The sequence below is a fragment of the Hoeflea sp. Naph1 genome, from assembly GCF_046837775.1.
Classification (GTDB): domain Bacteria; phylum Pseudomonadota; class Alphaproteobacteria; order Rhizobiales; family Rhizobiaceae; genus Hoeflea.
This window is the reverse complement of the sequence record NZ_CP177286.1, coordinates 2,482,865-2,499,861: the sequence shown is the minus strand read 5'-3', so window position 1 is coordinate 2,499,861 and position 16,997 is coordinate 2,482,865. Positions and strand designations below refer to the sequence as shown.

The 16,997-nt window shown below is 58.9% G+C and carries 19 protein-coding genes; 8 read left to right on the top strand and 11 right to left on the bottom strand.

All coding sequences use genetic code 11. From position 1 onward, the window contains the following. Positions 1 to 267: 267 nt before the first annotated feature. Together clpX and ACK6D9_RS11845 are read right to left on the bottom strand one after the other, a co-directional pair. A complete protein-coding gene (gene clpX, locus ACK6D9_RS11850; RefSeq protein ID WP_412048679.1) occupies positions 268 to 1,548 on the bottom strand; it encodes an ATP-dependent Clp protease ATP-binding subunit ClpX in 1,281 nt (426 codons plus the stop codon). A gap of 297 nt (positions 1,549 to 1,845) precedes the next feature. Then, positions 1,846 to 2,478, bottom strand: coding sequence for an ATP-dependent Clp protease proteolytic subunit (locus tag ACK6D9_RS11845; RefSeq protein WP_267652179.1), 633 nt, complete (start codon positions 2,476 to 2,478; stop codon positions 1,846 to 1,848). A 721-nt stretch (positions 2,479 to 3,199) separates the two neighbouring features. Here ACK6D9_RS11845 and ACK6D9_RS11840 point away from each other — a divergent pair. Both ACK6D9_RS11840 and ACK6D9_RS11835 read left to right on the top strand, forming a co-directional pair. Next, a complete protein-coding gene (locus ACK6D9_RS11840) occupies positions 3,200 to 3,793 on the top strand; it encodes a hypothetical protein (RefSeq protein ID WP_412048678.1) in 594 nt (197 codons plus the stop codon). A gap of 235 nt (positions 3,794 to 4,028) precedes the next feature. Continuing rightward, positions 4,029 to 5,261 carry a cytochrome P450 gene (locus tag ACK6D9_RS11835; protein WP_412048677.1) on the top strand — a complete coding sequence of 411 codons (1,233 nt, stop codon included), beginning with the start codon at positions 4,029 to 4,031 and terminating at the stop codon, positions 5,259 to 5,261. On the opposite strand, the gene ACK6D9_RS11830 is transcribed toward ACK6D9_RS11835, so the two are convergent. From ACK6D9_RS11830 to ACK6D9_RS11810, 5 genes are all read right to left on the bottom strand, one after another. Beyond that, positions 5,251 to 5,595, bottom strand: coding sequence for a cupin domain-containing protein (locus ACK6D9_RS11830; protein ID WP_412048676.1), 345 nt, complete (start codon positions 5,593 to 5,595; stop codon positions 5,251 to 5,253). The two genes, ACK6D9_RS11835 and ACK6D9_RS11830, sit on opposite strands and share 11 nt — an antisense overlap. Positions 5,596 to 5,671: 76 nt before the next feature. Beyond that, on the bottom strand, positions 5,672 to 6,439 hold the full coding sequence (locus ACK6D9_RS11825) for a hypothetical protein (protein ID WP_412048675.1): 768 nt from the start codon (positions 6,437 to 6,439) through the stop codon (positions 5,672 to 5,674). Positions 6,440 to 6,720: 281 nt separating this feature from the next. Next, entirely contained in the window at positions 6,721 to 7,011 is a 291-nt protein-coding gene (locus tag ACK6D9_RS11820; protein ID WP_412048674.1) for a hypothetical protein, read from the bottom strand. A 125-nt stretch (positions 7,012 to 7,136) separates the two neighbouring features. Next, complete coding sequence (locus ACK6D9_RS11815) at positions 7,137 to 8,420, bottom strand: O-acetylhomoserine aminocarboxypropyltransferase (RefSeq protein WP_412048673.1); 1,284 nt, start codon at positions 8,418 to 8,420, stop codon at positions 7,137 to 7,139. A 144-nt stretch (positions 8,421 to 8,564) separates the two neighbouring features. Beyond that, positions 8,565 to 9,101, bottom strand: a complete 537-nt coding sequence (locus tag ACK6D9_RS11810) for a CoA-binding protein (RefSeq protein ID WP_412048672.1) — start codon at positions 9,099 to 9,101, stop codon at positions 8,565 to 8,567. Between the two features lie 167 nt (positions 9,102 to 9,268). Here ACK6D9_RS11810 and ACK6D9_RS11805 point away from each other — a divergent pair, with 167 nt between their 5' ends. Beyond that, positions 9,269 to 9,640 carry a hypothetical protein gene (locus ACK6D9_RS11805; protein WP_412048671.1) on the top strand — a complete coding sequence of 124 codons (372 nt, stop codon included), beginning with the start codon at positions 9,269 to 9,271 and terminating at the stop codon, positions 9,638 to 9,640. Positions 9,641 to 9,668: 28 nt separating this feature from the next. Here the strand turns inward: ACK6D9_RS11805 and ACK6D9_RS11800 are convergent, their stop codons facing one another. Both ACK6D9_RS11800 and ACK6D9_RS11795 read right to left on the bottom strand, forming a co-directional pair. After that, complete coding sequence (locus ACK6D9_RS11800; RefSeq protein WP_412048670.1) at positions 9,669 to 10,103, bottom strand: VOC family protein; 435 nt, start codon at positions 10,101 to 10,103, stop codon at positions 9,669 to 9,671. Between the two features lie 236 nt (positions 10,104 to 10,339). Continuing rightward, complete coding sequence (locus tag ACK6D9_RS11795) at positions 10,340 to 11,164, bottom strand: enoyl-CoA hydratase (protein ID WP_412048669.1); 825 nt, start codon at positions 11,162 to 11,164, stop codon at positions 10,340 to 10,342. A 231-nt stretch (positions 11,165 to 11,395) separates the two neighbouring features. On the opposite strand from ACK6D9_RS11795, the gene ACK6D9_RS11790 reads away from it, so the two are divergent. From ACK6D9_RS11790 to rpsI, 3 genes are all read left to right on the top strand, one after another. Continuing rightward, positions 11,396 to 11,833, top strand: a complete 438-nt coding sequence (locus ACK6D9_RS11790) for a PaaI family thioesterase (RefSeq protein ID WP_412048668.1) — start codon at positions 11,396 to 11,398, stop codon at positions 11,831 to 11,833. A gap of 244 nt (positions 11,834 to 12,077) precedes the next feature. Continuing rightward, positions 12,078 to 12,542, top strand: a complete 465-nt coding sequence (rplM, locus tag ACK6D9_RS11785; RefSeq protein ID WP_412048667.1) for a 50S ribosomal protein L13 — start codon at positions 12,078 to 12,080, stop codon at positions 12,540 to 12,542. A gap of 2 nt (positions 12,543 to 12,544) precedes the next feature. Then, positions 12,545 to 13,036: a 30S ribosomal protein S9 gene (gene rpsI, locus ACK6D9_RS11780; protein ID WP_412048666.1), complete on the top strand. Its 492-nt coding sequence runs from the start codon at positions 12,545 to 12,547 to the stop codon at positions 13,034 to 13,036. Positions 13,037 to 13,263: 227 nt separating this feature from the next. Here the strand turns inward: rpsI and ACK6D9_RS11775 are convergent, their stop codons facing one another. Further along, a complete protein-coding gene (locus tag ACK6D9_RS11775) occupies positions 13,264 to 14,358 on the bottom strand; it encodes an acyltransferase family protein (protein WP_412048665.1) in 1,095 nt (364 codons plus the stop codon). A 165-nt stretch (positions 14,359 to 14,523) separates the two neighbouring features. On the opposite strand from ACK6D9_RS11775, the gene speB reads away from it, so the two are divergent. Further along, complete coding sequence (gene speB / locus ACK6D9_RS11770) at positions 14,524 to 15,474, top strand: agmatinase (RefSeq protein ID WP_412048664.1); 951 nt, start codon at positions 14,524 to 14,526, stop codon at positions 15,472 to 15,474. Positions 15,475 to 15,574: 100 nt separating this feature from the next. Next, positions 15,575 to 16,504, top strand: a complete 930-nt coding sequence (gene argC, locus ACK6D9_RS11765; RefSeq protein WP_412048663.1) for an N-acetyl-gamma-glutamyl-phosphate reductase — start codon at positions 15,575 to 15,577, stop codon at positions 16,502 to 16,504. Positions 16,505 to 16,574: 70 nt separating this feature from the next. Here argC and ACK6D9_RS11760 read toward each other — a convergent pair whose 3' ends face one another. Further along, positions 16,575 to 16,862 carry a YrhK family protein gene (locus tag ACK6D9_RS11760; RefSeq protein WP_412048662.1) on the bottom strand — a complete coding sequence of 96 codons (288 nt, stop codon included), beginning with the start codon at positions 16,860 to 16,862 and terminating at the stop codon, positions 16,575 to 16,577. Positions 16,863 to 16,997: the final 135 nt, after the last annotated feature.

Here is a 16,997-nt window from a genome sequence, read left to right as displayed (position 1 = left end):
CTTGAGGGTTCAATCCCTCCTGATATCTAATTGGAGAACCAGAGGCCCTGTTTCAAGTCGGATTAGTAGCCAGCGAACACTTCCTCACCGATTCGTGACGATATTAGACAATGAAAGTGGCGGGAAGCTGTAGCGACAGAAAAAGCCGCCCCTAAGGTCGACGCTCTCGTTTCAGTCATATGATTGCGGTCACACACCGTCCCTACAGCAAAAAGCCCTCCGGATGGCTCCGGAGGGCTTGATTTTCAGAGGCTTCCTGAAGCCAGATCAGGCCGAAGCCGATCCCTTGGCTTCATCTTCACGCTCGGCATAGATGTAGAGCGGTCGGGCATTGCCGTTGACCACCTCATCAGAGATCACCACTTCGCGCACGCCTTCAAGTTCGGGCAGTTCGAACATGGTGTCGAGCAGGATCTTCTCCATGATCGAGCGCAACCCACGGGCACCGGTCTTGCGGATAATGCCGCGCTTGGCAATTTCCGTAAGTGCGCTCTCGTGGAAAGTCAGTTCCACATCTTCCATCTCGAACAGCCGCTGATACTGCTTGACCAGCGCGTTCTTGGGTTCGGTGAGGATCTGGATCAGCGCCGATTCATCAAGATCTTCAAGCGTTGCCAGCACCGGCAGACGGCCGATGAATTCCGGAATCAGACCGAATTTCACCAGATCTTCCGGCTCCAGTTCGCGCAGAACCTCGCCGACCCGGCGTTCGTCCTGGGCACGCACATTGGCGGAAAAACCGATCGAGGTCTTTTCGCCACGCGCCGAGATTATCTTGTCGAGACCGGCGAATGCGCCACCACAGACAAACAGGATGTTGGTAGTGTCGACCTGCAGGAATTCCTGCTGCGGGTGCTTGCGACCGCCCTGTGGCGGCACCGAAGCGACCGTGCCTTCCATGATCTTCAGAAGCGCCTGCTGGACGCCCTCGCCCGAGACGTCACGGGTGATCGACGGATTGTCCGACTTGCGCGAGATCTTGTCGACCTCGTCGATATAGACGATGCCGCGCTGGGCGCGCTCGACGTTGTAGTCAGCTGACTGCAGCAGCTTGAGGATAATGTTCTCGACATCCTCACCGACATAACCGGCCTCGGTCAGCGTGGTCGCATCGGCCATAGTGAATGGCACGTCGATGATGCGGGCCAATGTCTGGGCCAGATAGGTCTTGCCGCAACCAGTCGGTCCGACCAGCAGGATGTTGGATTTGGCCAATTCCACTTCGCCCGACTTGGACGAATGGTTCAGCCGCTTGTAATGGTTGTGCACGGCGACCGAGAGGATCTTCTTGGCCTGATGCTGGCCGATCACATACTCATCGAGCGTTGCAATGATTTCCTGAGGAGTTGGCACGCCGTCGCTCGACTTCACCATCGAGGATTTATTTTCCTCGCGGATGATGTCCATGCACAATTCCACGCATTCATCGCAGATGAACACGGTGGGACCGGCAATGAGTTTGCGCACTTCATGCTGGCTCTTGCCGCAGAAAGAGCAATAAAGGGTATTCTTGGAATCGCCGCCGTTGCTGCCGCTGACCTTGCTCATTTCACTTTCCTTCCCGCGATCCAGGCAACAGGCCTGGATGTATGGCGCCTGACTGCACCCAAAGCCGAAGCGGGGGCATACAGGCAATTTCGGGGTACTAACCCGATCTCAGGTAAAACATTCCCGAGGCCGGTGGCAACGAATCCCCGTCAATCTGGCGATGTTACGCCCGAGAATTTGAACATAGACTTAACGCCCATACTAGCGTGGTCCAGCCATAGCGCCACCCCATTCACACGAAAACGTGTTGCAAAGGGGGCGCAATGACTTGAAAAACGCTGTTTCATGGACGTCCTTCTATGTTGAAGCCGGAGCCTCGATGTTCTCGCGCTTGTCGAAGACCCGGTCGATCAACCCGAACTCAAGTGCTTCGTTCGCAGTCATGAAGTGGTCACGATCAAGTGTCTTTTCAACAGTCGCGTAGTCCTGACCCGTGTGTTCGACATAAATTTCGTTGAGCCGGCGCTTCATCTTGATGATGTCCTGGGCATGCCGCTCAATGTCGGAAGCCTGTCCCTGGAAGCCGCCGGAAGGCTGGTGCACCATGATACGGGCGTTGGGCGTGGCAAAGCGCATGTCCTTGTGGCCGGCGCAAAGCAGCAGCGATCCCATCGACGCAGCCTGGCCGATACACAGCGTCGAAATCGCCGGCTTGATGAACTGCATGGTATCGTAGATCGCCATGCCGGAGGTGACCACGCCGCCGGGCGAATTGATGTAGAGCGCGATTTCCTTCTTTGGATTCTCGGCTTCAAGGAACAGCAATTGCGCGCACACCAGCGTCGCTGTGTGGTCCTCGATCGGACCGGTGATGAAAATGATACGCTCCTTGAGGAGCCGCGAGAAAATGTCATAGGACCGTTCACCGCGGTTTGTCTGCTCAACGACCATCGGCACCAGTGCCATGGCGGTATCGACTGGATTTGTCATTACGCTTCCCTTGTCAAACGGCCCGGCAGACGCCTCGGCCCGCGGGGAATCAATCTTGTTGAACCCCCTACATAGAGTGTGCCCCCCCGCCGCTTCAAGACGCAAGACGGCGAAACGGAGAGGAACCCTTGTTCACCAGCTGTGTTAAATTGAGGTTACGGTTTTCAGTTCTTCTGCATTCTGGTGCAATTTCGGATGGTTGCTGGGTTTTGTTTGTGCCGATTTCCGAAGCCAATTGCACGCGCCACGGCGACATACCCGGCAGGTCCAGGGACAGGCAGGCATCTACACCACGTGGCAATCTCCGCCATGGCGCCTCTGGTCGGCCGTGCGGCAGTCATTATCCCGTTGATCAGCCATTGCGCGGTTAGGCGTATATCTCTGTGCATTTGCCGAGCAAAGCGAACGGAATTTTGTGCTCCACGACATAATCGCCACCCTTCCGTCTGGATTACCGATGCGAATAAGTTGACCCCAGGCGGTATGAAAAACCGGCTTGTTTGAAGCAACCGCCAGTTCATATCGAAAATATTTCGGAGATAATTTTCCCACTTCTCGAAGGTATTCTTGGCATCTCGTATTAAGCGCTGAGATACCAACGCATTGCATTGGGATCAAAATCGGGTTTTACTTGTTGTTGGAAAATGGTGCGGCACACTTGTTCCAACACGTCGCCAAGACGGTGGGGTAAACCATCGCGTGCGCAAACAGGGAGCCTGCCATGCCCAAATTCGTGCTCATCCGTCGCGGCATTCTCGCCGTCCTTCTGGCATCATCCGTTGCCTCGCCGGCTCTGGCCGGCGGCAAGTCGGTGGCCTGTTACCAGCAAGTTCACACGCCGGCCGTTTACCAGACGGTTCATCAACGGGTGGTGGTCCGGCCAGCAGGCGTTGTCCACAAGACCATCCCCGCGCGCTATGGCGAGGTGATCGAGCGGGTTCTGGTGGAGCCGGAGCGATTTGTTGTGCGCCACGTCCCGGCGGTGGTGAGGACAGTGCATCAGCGCGTCATGATTCGGGCAAAATCCGTTGGTTGGGAGTGGCGCCATGTTTCGGGTATCAAGACGCTGTGCAAGGTGGTTCATCCCGCAAAATACGCAACGCAGGCCCAGAGAGTGGTTGTGCAACCCGCCGGCACGGTGCGTGAACGCGTACCGGCTCGCTATGCCCAGCGCACCCGCACCGTGGTGATCGAACCGGCGCGTACGATTGCCCAGCAGGTGCCCGCGATCTTCAAAACCGTGGCGCGCTCCGTGGAGGTCCGGCCCGCTTCTTCCGGCTGGGTGCAAATTTCAGGCAAACGCCGCTGCCACTGATGCATGCCGCGCGAAAGTGTGCTGAGGTTTTACGACAATGACACGCAGGAACAAAGAGTTCATGCCCGACGCGGATCAGGTTTGATAGGGCACGGATCCTGCTCAACTGTCGCCGCGATTGTCAGCTCCTGCTCCATGCGCTGGTGGCCATGCCGATGGGGTTATCCCCGAAAATCTGCATGGACCAACCCGTCTGCGGATACACGCACGGCCAGATCCACGATATGGCTCCTATATGTCACAGCATTCTCACACCGTTTCGCAAGACCCGAGAGATCCCGAATTCGTTCAGGACCCCTATAATTTTTATGCCGAGATGCACCGGCTTTCGCCTGTATTTTACTGGCGCGAATACGGCATGTGGGCGGTGGCAGGCTACGATCAGGTCAATGCGCTCTTGCGCGACCGGCGGCTGGGCCGCGAGAACCGTTGGGGCGCACCGCTCAATCCGGTCGAAGGCCGCGGCCATCTTGGCGATTTCGACCGAATTGAAAGCGGATCGCTGCTCGAACGCGAACCGCCGGCGCACACGCGGCTCAGGACATTGGTCAACCGTGCCTTTGTCTCGCGCTCGGTCGAGCGGCTACGGCCACGAATCCGGACGCTCGCCCACGAGTTGGTCGACGCCTTGCCTGCTCGCCAGCCCTTCGATCTGCTGTCGGAATTTGCGACCCCCATTCCGGTCACCGTGATCTGCGAGTTGCTCGGCGTGCCGGTCGAGCGCGGCGATGACCTGCTGGGCTGGTCGCATGCAATGTGCGAAATGTATGTGCCACAGCGCTCACGCGAGACCGAAGAGCGCGCCAATCGGGCCGCAAGCGCCTTCGGGGCGTTCCTCACTGCTCATATCGACCAACACCGGTACACCAAGGCCGATGACCTGCTTTCGGCGTTGATCGCCGTACGCGACACCGGCGAGAAGCTCAGCGATGAGGAGTTGATCTCGACCTGTGTGCTGCTGCTTAATGCCGGGCACGAGGCCACCGTGCATCAGACCGGTAACGCGGTAAAAACCCTGCTCGAACAAGGCGGCGACCCACGGCGGTTCGTGGCAACGCCCGAAGCAACGACTGCAAGCATCGAGGAAGCAATGAGGTTTGATGCGCCGCTGCACATGTTTACGCGCTATGCCTATGAGCCTGTCAATCTCGGCCCGGTCACATTGAAGCCGGGCGAACAGGTGGCGCTGCTGCTTGGCGCCGCCAACCGCGATCCGTCAACCTTCGAGGCACCTGGCGCATTCCGGCCCGGACGCGCGGACCAGAAAAACGTCACCTTCGGCGCGGGCCCGCATTTTTGCATCGGCGCACCGCTGGCACGGCTGGAACTGCAGGAATCGCTGTCGGTGCTGTTTGAGCGGCTGCCGACGTTGCAGATGGACGGTGCGCCGCGCTACCGCGACAGCTTTCATTTTCACGGGCTCGAGCAGCTTCAGCTTTCCAGCCGGGACGCCGGCACTACAGCCTGATCACATAGTCCTTGCGAGTCGTTTCAATGACTTCCCAGCTTCCCTTGAAGCCGGGCCTGAGGACGAAGCTATCGCCGGCTTTGACCGTAATCGCCTCGCCACCGTCCTCGGTGATTACCGATATACCCTTGATAATGCGGCAATATTCCCATTCGTCGTAGGAGATGCGCCATTTGCCCGGCGTCGATTGCCAGATGCCGCAATAAAGCCCGTCCCGCTCCTCCAGGTTCCAGGTGGTGTGCACCGGATCGCCGGAGAGAATCTTGGCGGCCTCGGGACGCGAAACCTCAGGCTCGGCAGACGGGGTCACGGGGATTATATGCGCAGTAGCCATGAACCGCTCCAATGTTGGTGAGCCGAGATTACCCTGATACACAGCCATCGCGCCAGCCATGCGCTGCCTGTCCGGATCAGCCGCCGATCTGCGCTGACAACGCCTCCGGCGGCAGATATTTCAGTTCATCCCTGGAGAACGTAATTGTGAAACTTGCCGTGGCGTCGGGATCGGAACTCTCCAGCTTGCGTGCCACAAGATCGGCAAAACGGCTTGTTCCGGCACCCGGATCGCTGACGATTTCGTAGCTGTGGCGATAGCAGGCGCCGAGCCCATCGCCGCAGGTGCCCTCATTGTCGGAATAGGTGTCGATAAAGCCGAGATCGACGACCTTGTCGCCGAGCACGCCAAACACGCTGACCCCGCTCTGGGTGTATCCTTGCCCGGTAAAGCCGCTCTCGATCAGCCAGCCGAAATTGTCTTTGCCAAGACGTACCACGCGGAACGCCTCCTCCGGAGGAGCCATCCCCCATGACCCGATGCCCTCAGAAAGGCTGTTGCGCGCCACCAGAGCCAGGCGGTTGCCCGCGGCGCGCAAGACAACAAGCCCGAGCTTGCCGGCGCAGCCGTGACACTCGGCGTGGCTTCCGTCAGGCTCGATCGCATGGCCCGACATGGCGGCAAACTGTGTCACCTCGCCCCCAACCATCACGGAAGACAACAGGTGCGGACGCATGCACAGCCGCTCGGCGCCAGCTTTGCCGATCCAGCATTTGGAGCGCTTGCTGTAGGGGCCGTAAAATTCTTCCATGACCGCGACCCAGAAGCTTTTGGCATCGTCAACAGTCGAAGTCGGAATCGAGGTCAACACCTGCGACCGGACCGGCCCCAGTCCGGCGAGCATGCAAAATCCCCAAAAAAGTAAAAGTCGAGCCATGGTGCGCTTCCCCCTCGCCGTCATCTTCGCTTTGGCGCGCCGATCCTGCAAGCCTATGCTGCCAAACGAAAAACGACCCGATGCGAACACCGGGCCGTCATCACTGATGGTAATTGGTTGAGGCTTACCCCTTGACCAGCGCCTGTTCGGTATCGGTGATCATTGGAATGCGTTTCGGAGCTTCCATTTTCCGGGGACCTTCTCCGCTTAGTTGCGGAACAAATTCCTCGACAACACACTGGCCGAAGTCAGCAGACCTGAACGCCGCATTCGCTAATGACGAAGTTATCCGCGGGCTCGGTCAGTGTGCCGTCGAACTGGCGGCCATCGTCACACTGGGCGCGGGCTTCAAAGGTCAGCCTCCCGGCCAACTCACCTTCCTTGATGTTGAAAAAATAGCTGACCTCGCACTGTTTCTCGACTGCGAGCTGGTCGGACAGATTATCAAGCCAGGCCGGATTAGCGGATTGGGCGTAGGCCAGTGGCGACAGCGCCAGGATCGCGACAGTTGTGAAAGTCAGCACATTGAATTGCGGCATGGGGGCCTCCACGGATTAACTTCGGTGGAAGTCTAGCGCCATTTGTTGTCTGCGGACTTGTTGCAGATCAAACGGCCCGGCATCAAATGCCGGGCCGTTGAAGATATTCATCAGGCAATCAAGACTTACGCCTTGGCCAGCGCCTGTTCGATATCGGCGATGATATCGTTGACATCCTCGATGCCGACCGACAGTCGCACCACGTCCGGACCGGCGCCTGCGGCAACCAGTTGCTCGGCGCTCAGCTGACGGTGGGTGGTTGATGCCGGGTGAATGACCAGCGAACGGGTGTCGCCGATGTTGGCGAGGTGGGAGAACATCTCCAGGCCTTCGACGAACTTGACGCCGGAATCGTAACCGCCCTTGAGGCCGAAGGTGAACACCGAGCCGCCGCCCTTGGGGGCGTAACGCTGCTGCAACGCGTGGTTTGCGTGATCCGGCAGGCCGGCATAATGCACCCATGCCACCTTGTCGTGCTTGGAGAGCCATTCCGCAACGGCCAGCGCGTTGTCGCAATGGCGCTGCATGCGTAGTGGCAGGGTCTCTACGCCGGTCAGGATCATGAAGGCGTTGAACGGCGAGATCGAAGGTCCGAAATCGCGCAGACCCAGCACCCGGCAGGCAATGGCGAATGCAAAATTGCCAAAGGTTTCATGCAGCACCATGCCGCCGTATTCCGACCGCGGCTCCGACAGCATCGGGTACTTGCCGGATTTAGACCAGTCAAACGAACCGCCATCTACAATCACGCCGCCCATTGAGTTGCCATGGCCGCCAATGAACTTAGTCAGCGAATGGACCACGATGTCCGCGCCATGCTCGATCGGACGAGCCAGATAAGGCGAGGCCATGGTGTTGTCGACAATCAGCGGAATGCCATGCTTGTGGGCAAGCTCAGCCAGCGCATTGATATCGACAAAGGTGCCGCCGGGATTGGCGAGGCTTTCGACGAAAATCGCCTTGGTGCGCTCGTCGATCTGGCTCTCGACACTGGAAAGATCGGCCGGATCGGCCCAGCGAACTTGCCAGTCAAACGACTTAAAGGAATGGCCGAACTGGTTGATCGAACCACCGTAAAGCTGATTGGCGGCAATGAAATTGTCGCCGGGGTTCATGATGGTGTGGAACACCAGCAGCTGCGCGGCATGGCCGGAAGCCACCGCCAGCGCGGCGGTGCCGCCTTCAAGCGCTGCCAGACGCTCTTCAAGCACCGCCTGGGTCGGATTCATGATGCGGGTGTAGATGTTGCCGAATGCCTTCAGGCCAAACAGCGAGGCTGCATGATCAGCATCGTCAAAGACGAAGCTGGTGGTCTGGTAGATCGGCGTGGTGCGCGCGCCCGTGGTCGGGTCCGGCTGGGCCCCCGCATGAATGGCTAGTGTATCAAATCCCGGTTGGCTGTTCGACATGATCGTCTCCCCTGTGTGCCCTGTTGGCTGTCGAGGTGTTTATCCCGCATGTCTGCGTCCCGGTCAAAGAAGATTTTTGCGTGAAATCAGCCGTTGCCTGGCATGCACGCGCAAACAAGGCCGGTTGCAAGAAATATTATTCCATCAATCGCCATCCCGTGGCGGCACTCGAAGTCCAAAACTCTGGTAGCCCTCGCGGCGTACCGGCTTGCGCGACGAAATCACGCCGCTGTTGACGCCGCTCCAACCGATTTCACCCGATAGCCGGGCATATTCAATCTTCGGGCAGCGGTTCATCACCACATTGAGGCCAGCCGCTTCAGCACGCGCTGCCGCGGCGTCATGGCGGACGGTAAGCTGCATCCAGATCACCTTCGGCAGCGGCTCAAGCTTGAGTGCCTCCTCGACAATGCCAGGCACTGCGTCAGAGGCGCGAAACACGTCCACCATGTCGACCGGCTCCGAGATATCGGCAAGCCGCGCAAAAGTCATCTGCCCGAGGATCTCCTTGCCCGCCTGCCCGGGATTGACGGGAATGATGCGGTAGCCTTTGCCGAGCAGGTATTTCATCACGAAATAACTTGGCCGCACGTCATTGGCCGATGCGCCCACCACGGCGATGGTCTTTACCGATTGCAGAATCCCAGAAATATAGGCGTTGTCATAGTGATCGTGGTTCATGAGCGGTTTTTCCTCGGCGAGACTTCCGGTTTGGCAATGCGCGCCGATCACGTCAAGTCTACGTCTCTTGATGTTTCCGCCATTTGAAGGTGGGGCCCTTGTCCAACCTCAAATCCGCGCCACATGTAAGTTATACCATCTTGTCGAAAGCCAATTGGGAGACACTCATGACCTGGATGCACATGCCCATGCGGCACTCGACCCCGCTCGCCGGCTTGCTGGCAGTACTTGTGGCGATGGCGGCGACGCCGGCAAACGCCATCAGCCGGATCGAGACCACCCGGACCGATTGCGCCGACATCCGCGCCACCCTGATTGACGAGGGTGAGGCCATCCTGCGCTACACCTCGAAAAAGGGACTCCCGATCTATGATCGTTACGTCAGCAACTCACGGATGTGTCAAAACTACGAGGTTGGCGTCTGGGTCAGCCTGCCGGCTCGCGACACCAACGCCTGTCGGGTGATCGCCTGTCAGGCTGACACGAATGACAGTGACGACATGACCCGTTTCCGGCCGCTGCTGCAGATCACACGGTAGGTAGCGGATCACCTAACAAAGGGCCTGATCACTCCGGCAGACGCATGTGGCCATCCTCGCCCAGCGGCATGAACGGATTGTGCGCCAGTTCCCACAAATGCCCATCGGGATCGGCGAAATAACCCGAATAACCGCCCCAGAATACCTTGTGCGGCTTCTTCACCGGCTCGGCGCCACACTCGACTGCGAATTGCCAGGCAGCATCCACCTCGTCGGGTGAGCCGAGATTTTGCGCCACCGAAAAGCCTTCAAAGCCCTGCCGCGCGGTCAGCTCACGACCGGCGTCGGCGGCGAGTGCGTCGCGGCCGAACAGGCCCAGCACGGTTCCATTCATCCGGAAGAAGGTGACATCGTCATTTGACGCCGAGGAACGCTTAAAGCCCAAGCGCTGGTAAAACGCCGTCGACGCCGCAACATCGGCGACGCCCAGCGTGATCATGGTGATGCGGGGTTCAAACGTCATTTAAAGCCGAAACCCTCTTTTAGAATTTCAAACAGATCGCGTGCGGAGGATTCATCTAACTGGATTGTTTGGCTTACTTTGTCGGGGATTTCTCGCTGGTCAGAGCCATGAGTATCAATTTGCAAGAGTCGACGGCCATCACTCTCTTGAAAAGATACTTTTTCACCACATGCGTAGGGTGGAGAGAAATCTTTTCTCTTTGCCCTCGTTTGAAAGACTTCACATAAGCCATATCGCTATTCCCCGGTCCACTCGGCCTTGCGCTTGTCGATGAAGGCGCCGATGCCTTCCTCCGCGTCCCGGGCCATCATGTTTTCGACCATCACCTGGGCTGTGTAGTCATAGGCATCCTCAAGCGTCATCTCCGCCTGTTTGTAGAACGCCTCCTTGCCGATCTTCAGCGTCAAAGATGATTTGGAAGCAATGACTTCGGCGTATTTCCTGACGATCTGATTCAGGTATTCGCGCGGCACGATACGGTTGATCAGGCCGAATTCACGCGCCGTCGAAGCATCGATGGTCTCGCCGGTGAGCAGCATTTCCATGGCTTGCTTGCGGTGCACGTTGCGGGTCAGCGCCACCATCGGGGTGGAGCAGAACAGGCCGATATTGACACCTGGGGTGCAGAAGGTGGAGGTGTCGGTGCAGACCGCCAGATCGCACGAGGCCACCAACTGGCAACCGGCGGCGGTGGCCAGGCCGTCGACTTCGGCGATCACCGGCTTGGGCAGACGGACAATGGTCTGCATCAACTCGGCGCAAAGTTTCATGGTCTGGCTGAAAAACGCCCTGCCCTTGTCGGCATCGGCGCGATGGGCGGTCAGTTCCTTGAGGTCGTGGCCGGCGGAAAACAGCTTGCCGGGTTTGGCCGAGGCGATCACCACGACCCGCACCGCCTTGTCGTCACCGGCGGCGGCAATCCGGTCGCGCAGCGCCTGCATCAGCGCGATCGACAGCGCGTTGGCCGGCGGATTGTTCATTTCCAGGCGCAGCACACCCTCGCGCAGTTCCTCAATCATCACATCCGATGGTGTATCCGGTTTCAGCTCAACCACATTCATCTCACGTGACCCTTGTTTGTTCGCGCTCCAGCTTAGCGTTTCAAAGGCGATGCGGAAACCCTCTGGCAACGTTGACCGGACGATCAATTTCCGTAACGGTGGTCCTGAAACAGTCGGGTCAGCACGCGCAGATGGCCAACATCCTGTCCGGCTGCGACGGGCAGGCTGACCGCTTACCCGGCCATTTACAATTGTATCCTGCCTGCAGGACCACGTTACAGGAATATTACAATGCCCGCACCGGCCTCGCCCGTGATGACCGCCCCGGAAGTCTCGGCCTATCTCGACGAAGTGTTTCCACAGATCAAGGCGAATGGAGACAACATAGAAGTGATCAAGGTATCACCGGGGAATGCGCGCGTCTGCCTACATGCCGACGAGCAGCACCTTCGCCCCGGCGGCACAGTCAGCGGGCCAACCCTGTTCATGTTGGCCGACCTTGCTGCTTACGCAGTGATCCTGGCGCATATCGGCCGGGTGGCGCTGGCGGTCACCACCAATCTCAATATCAACTTCCTGATGAAGCCCGCACCGGGGGCGCTGGAGGCCACCGCCAGCATCCTGAAACTGGGCAAACGGCTGGTGGTCACCGACATCGCGATCCGCGACGCAAACGGTGAATTGGTGGCGCACGCGACCGCCACCTATTCGATTCCGCCACGAAGTTAAGTGGTATTATGATACCTCATTACTAAGGTGTTGTTTTTGCTTCGATATTTTCCGATGCGCCGCAAGTCATCGTCTTGACGGGAAAATCGGGCTCGCCTATAAGCACGAAGCGTCCGGATCTCGTTGGATCTGGCGCACGGTTGTCACCGATCAAACGCCTCTGGCAAGGATCGCGGCAACACAAGCAACAAGAAACGTCCGGCCGCTGGCTTGATCAGCCCGGATCCTGAATGAGAGAAAATCCATGAAAACCTTTTCGCAGAAGCCTGCAGAGGTGGAAAAGAAGTGGGTGATTATCGACGCGACAGATCTCGTCGTCGGTCGTCTCGCCACTGTCATAGCCACCCGCCTGCGCGGCAAGCACAAAGTCACCTACACCCCCCATGTTGATGATGGCGACAATGTCATCGTCATCAATGCGGAAAAGGCTGTGCTGACCGGCAACAAATTCACCGACAAGAAGTATTACTGGCACACCGGCTATCCCGGCGGCATCAAGGAGCGCACCGCGCGCCAGATTTTCGAAGGTCGCTTTCCCGAGCGGATCGTCGAAAAGGCTGTCGAGCGCATGGTTCCGCGCGGCCCGCTTGGCCGTCGCCAGATGAAAAACCTGCGCGTTTACGCCGGTTCCGATCATCCGCATGAAGCTCAGCAGCCCGCCGTCCTCGACGTCGCCGCGCTGAATTCCAAGAACAAAAGGAGCGCCTGATAATGGCTGAACTCAATTCGCTTGAGGAGCTCGGCGCATCTGTCAACGCGACCGAAGCTGCACCGGCTGAACCTGCGGCACCGGTTCACGTCCGCAAGGTCGACGATCTGGGCCGTTCCTACGCCACCGGCAAGCGCAAGAACGCCATTGCCCGCGTCTGGATCAAGCCGGGCACCGGCAAGATCACCGTCAACGGCCGTGATTTCGTGACCTACTTCGCACGTCCCGTGCTGCAGATGGTTGTTCAGCAGCCGGTTGTCGCCGCTGACCGCCAGGGCCAGTTCGACGTCGTCTGCACCGTCACCGGCGGCGGCCTCTCCGGGCAGGCCGGTGCGGTACGCCACGGCATCTCCAAGGCGCTGACCTACTACGAACCGGGCCTGCGCGCGGTTCTCAAGAAGGGTGGCTTCCTGACCCGCGACAGCCGCGTGGTTGAGCGTAAGAAGTACGGTAAGGCCAAGGCCCGCCGGTCGTTCCAGTTCTCCAAGCGCTAAGGCGTCTGGTCGACATTGGACTTCTATTTTTGGACGGGGCTTCGGCCCCGTCTTTTTTTGTGCCTATCGGCAACGACGGACTTCTCTGAGCCCCGCTCCTTTGCCCGCCGAAGAACGGCGATGTGCGCTTGCGATATCAGCAAGCACTCGATCGCTGCACGGCCCCGGCGGTGCCTGCGGTCAGCGGCGGCACACCCGAACATATTGAGGCGAGTTCAGAAATTCACTCAAGCGCCGTGGCTTGGCTCTGGGACCGGATGCGGTCGGGGCCGACGAAGCCTGGCAAGCATCAAGCGCGATAATGGCCGTTCGACCAGGGTGTAAAAAACGGCAGCAACGGCCAGCGCCGCTACCGTCATGATCAGATAGTGCGCCTGCCAGGGCAGGCTGATGGGGTGGATCGCCGACATCAGGTGCTTGATATAGAACGTCACCACGAAAACATGGGTGATATAGAGCGCATAAGACCAGTCTCCCAGGCGGGCCAAAAGCGGGCTGGTGAAGGTAAGTGCGCCCAAACCGCCATACAGCACCGCCATGGCCGGCACGCCCCAGAAAAACGGCCGCCAGTCCTGCAGCGGACGCTCCCATTGGCTTGCAAGCAGAATGATGCCGAGCGCGAATATGACAATGGAGATCGGGCGCCGAGCGCCAAGCGCACGCCCACCGCCCCATTTCCAGGCGTGATACACTAGGATGCCGAAAACGAATTCGAGAAGAATCGGGTTGCTGTAAAATTCCAGCGTCGGGTTGACCGGATGGATCAGGACACCGGCCCCGACGATGGCGATGATGACCGCCGACGCGGTAATCAGTCTGCGATCGGCAAACAGCCCAGCCGTGACAGCGACCAGCACATAGAAGGCCATCTCGTAATTCAGCGTCCAGCCGACTACCAGCAACGGCCCGGTGTTGCCATCGCTCTGCTCGAGCGCAACAAAGGACAACGACACGACCAGATTATGGAGGCTGGCGACCGTGGAATTGAACAGGCTTGGCAGCGTCCAGGCGAGCACGAACACCAGCAAGGTGATCAGCCAATAAGCTGGAACCACGCGGGCAACACGCCTGATCCAGAAATCCCGACCGTCAAACCGGCCGGGACGTGCAACGATCATTGCCATGATGAAGCCGGAAATGACGAAAAACAGATCGACACCGGCCGCACCTACATGATCGATCCGTTCCGGGTCGAGTGCCCAGGTTTCCTGCGACAGGACGGACACATGAAAAAAAACCACCGCCAGAGCGGCAGCGGCACGTAAATACTGCACGGCAAACAGGGTGTCTGACGAAACTGCTGGTGGGGGGCGCGCGATCACATGGTTATCCAATACTCAAGGCGCGGATCATATCACTGCAAAAGTCGGCACACCGGACAAACCGCCCTTAACCTTAACACCGCCGCCCAACAGCCAACGGTTTGCGGCCTTTATCCGGTGGCGGGAATACGCTAGGCAAGAACAAGTTAAAGCCGGAGCACTCCCATGGCAGCCAAATCCATCGACCACGCCTTTACTGCCCGTTCCCTCAACACGGCGGCCACCGATCCGACCTATGCCGGAGCGCTGTCGTTCATGCGGCGCAAATACACCAAGACACTCAAAGGCGCGGATGCGGTGGTCTGGGGCATTCCGTTTGATGCTGCGGTGTCAAACCGACCCGGCGCACGCTTTGGCCCGCAGGCAATTCGACGCGCCTCGGCTATCTTCGACAACGATCCACAATATCCGTTCGACCGTGATCTGTTCGAGCAGATGGCGGTGATCGATTACGGCGACTGCCTGCTCGATTACGGGAACCACCAGAAGACGCCGGGTACGATCGAACGGGAAGCGGCCAAGATCCTCAAATCCGGCGCATTCCTTATGAGCATGGGCGGCGATCATTTCGTCACCTGGCCGTTGCTCAAGGCCCATGCGGCCAAATACGGGCCGCTGGCTCTGGTGCAGTTCGACGCCCACCAGGACACCTGGTTTGACGATGGCAAGCGGATCGATCACGGCTCGTTTGTCGGCCGCGCAGCGCGCGACGGGGTGATCGACACCACGCGCTCGATCCAGGTCGGCATCCGCACCCACGCACCGGAGGATTGCGGCATCCGCATTCTCTATGGCCACGAAATCGAGGACATGAAGGCCGCCGAGATTGCCGCCTCCATTGTTGAGCACGTGGGCGATGCGCCATGCTACATCACCTTCGATATCGATTGCCTCGATCCCGCGTTTGCACCGGGGACCGGCACGCCGGTGGCCGGCGGGCCATCGAGCGCCAGAATGCTGTCGGTACTGCAGAAACTCGGGGCGCTTGATATCAAGGGCGCCGATATTGTAGAAGTCGCTCCAGCTTATGACCACGCGGACATCACCGCGATAGCCGGAGCCTCCGTCGCCATGCATTATCTGGGACTGCTCGCAGAACGCCGCGCCCGACGATAACACGCGCAAACCTGTTTCCGGATCTGGTTTGCGAGGTTGGCAAACTGAGTCCGGAACCCTGCACAAGATCCTGATTTTAATGCATGAACGGAGAAGCCCAATGGCTCCCAAGATTTTTATTGACGGCGAACACGGCACCACCGGCCTGCAAATTGTCTCGCGGCTGCAAGGCCGGGACGACATCGAGCTGATGTCGATGCCAGCCGAACAGCGGCGTGATCCGGAGGTTCGGAAAAAATTCCTGCGCGAAGCCGACATCGCCATTCTGTGCCTGCCCGATGACGCGGCGCGAGAAGCGGTCGCGCTGGCGGCAGACGCCGGAACCCGGTTCATCGACGCTTCGACCGCGCACCGCACCCACCCAGACTGGGCATTCGGCTTTGCAGAGCTTTCACCTGGACAAGGCGCCCGCATCGCGTCGGCGCAGTTCGTTTCCAACCCTGGCTGCTATTCCACCGGCGCCATCGCGCTGCTGGCGCCGCTGGTCAACGCCGGGCTGCTGCCCACCGATTACCCGCTGACCATCAACGCCGTGTCAGGTTACACCGGCGGAGGCAAGCAGTTGATCGCTCAAATCGAGGACCCGACGCGTGAGGATGCGATCAGTGCGACCTATTTCTCCTATGCGCTGACGCTTGCCCACAAGCATGTGCCGGAGATCGTCACCCGTGCCGGGCTGACACGGCTGCCGATTTTTACGCCCGCAGTCGGCCGTTTTGCCCAGGGCATGCTGGTCAATGTGCCGCTGCATCTCGATCTGCTGGGTGAAGGCGCGTCGATTGCGACGCTGCACGCAGCGCTCGCGGATCATTATTCCGGCGGCGGCGTGGTCGAGGTTGTCTCGCTCGCAGCCATGTCCGCCCTCGCCCGCCTCGACCCCGAAGAAATGAAGGGCACCGACAGCATGAAGCTCTATGTCTGTAGCAATGAAGAAGCGGGCCAGGTCAATCTGGTCGCCTCGCTCGACAATCTCGGCAAGGGCGCGTCAGGCGCGGCAGTTCAGAATCTGGGATTGATGATCGGCGGCTAGCTTCGAAACAACCGGCGCGCCATTTTGCGCGTCGGAATTTTTGCTTCGGCTTGCGGCTCACGAAGACGCTTTAATGCTCGTTCTCGAACCGTTTGGCCAGCCCCTCGTAATCGTCGTTCTTCATGTAGCGCACCTCACGGCTGATCCGGAGCGCCGGTTTGAGCGCAAAGCAGATCGAGCCAACCAGAAAACACCAGGTGCCTGCTGTCAGCCAGGCCTCCGAGAAAAACATGATAGATCCGATCACGAACAGGACAGCGGCACACACATCCACGGTCGTGTAGGCAAGTTCGAACCAGGCATAGGTCCGTTCATCGGAAACGTATTTGCGATGCCTGGAGAGTTTGAAAAGCGTCATGTCATGCTTCCTTCCGGAGAGGTCGACCGACAGCGCCACGCATCCAACGGAATGCGCAAAACAAGCGGTAACAGCTTGAATTAGTGTACCTACGTTAAATTCGACTAAATGCGCCGTACATTAAGCTTCGTCAGG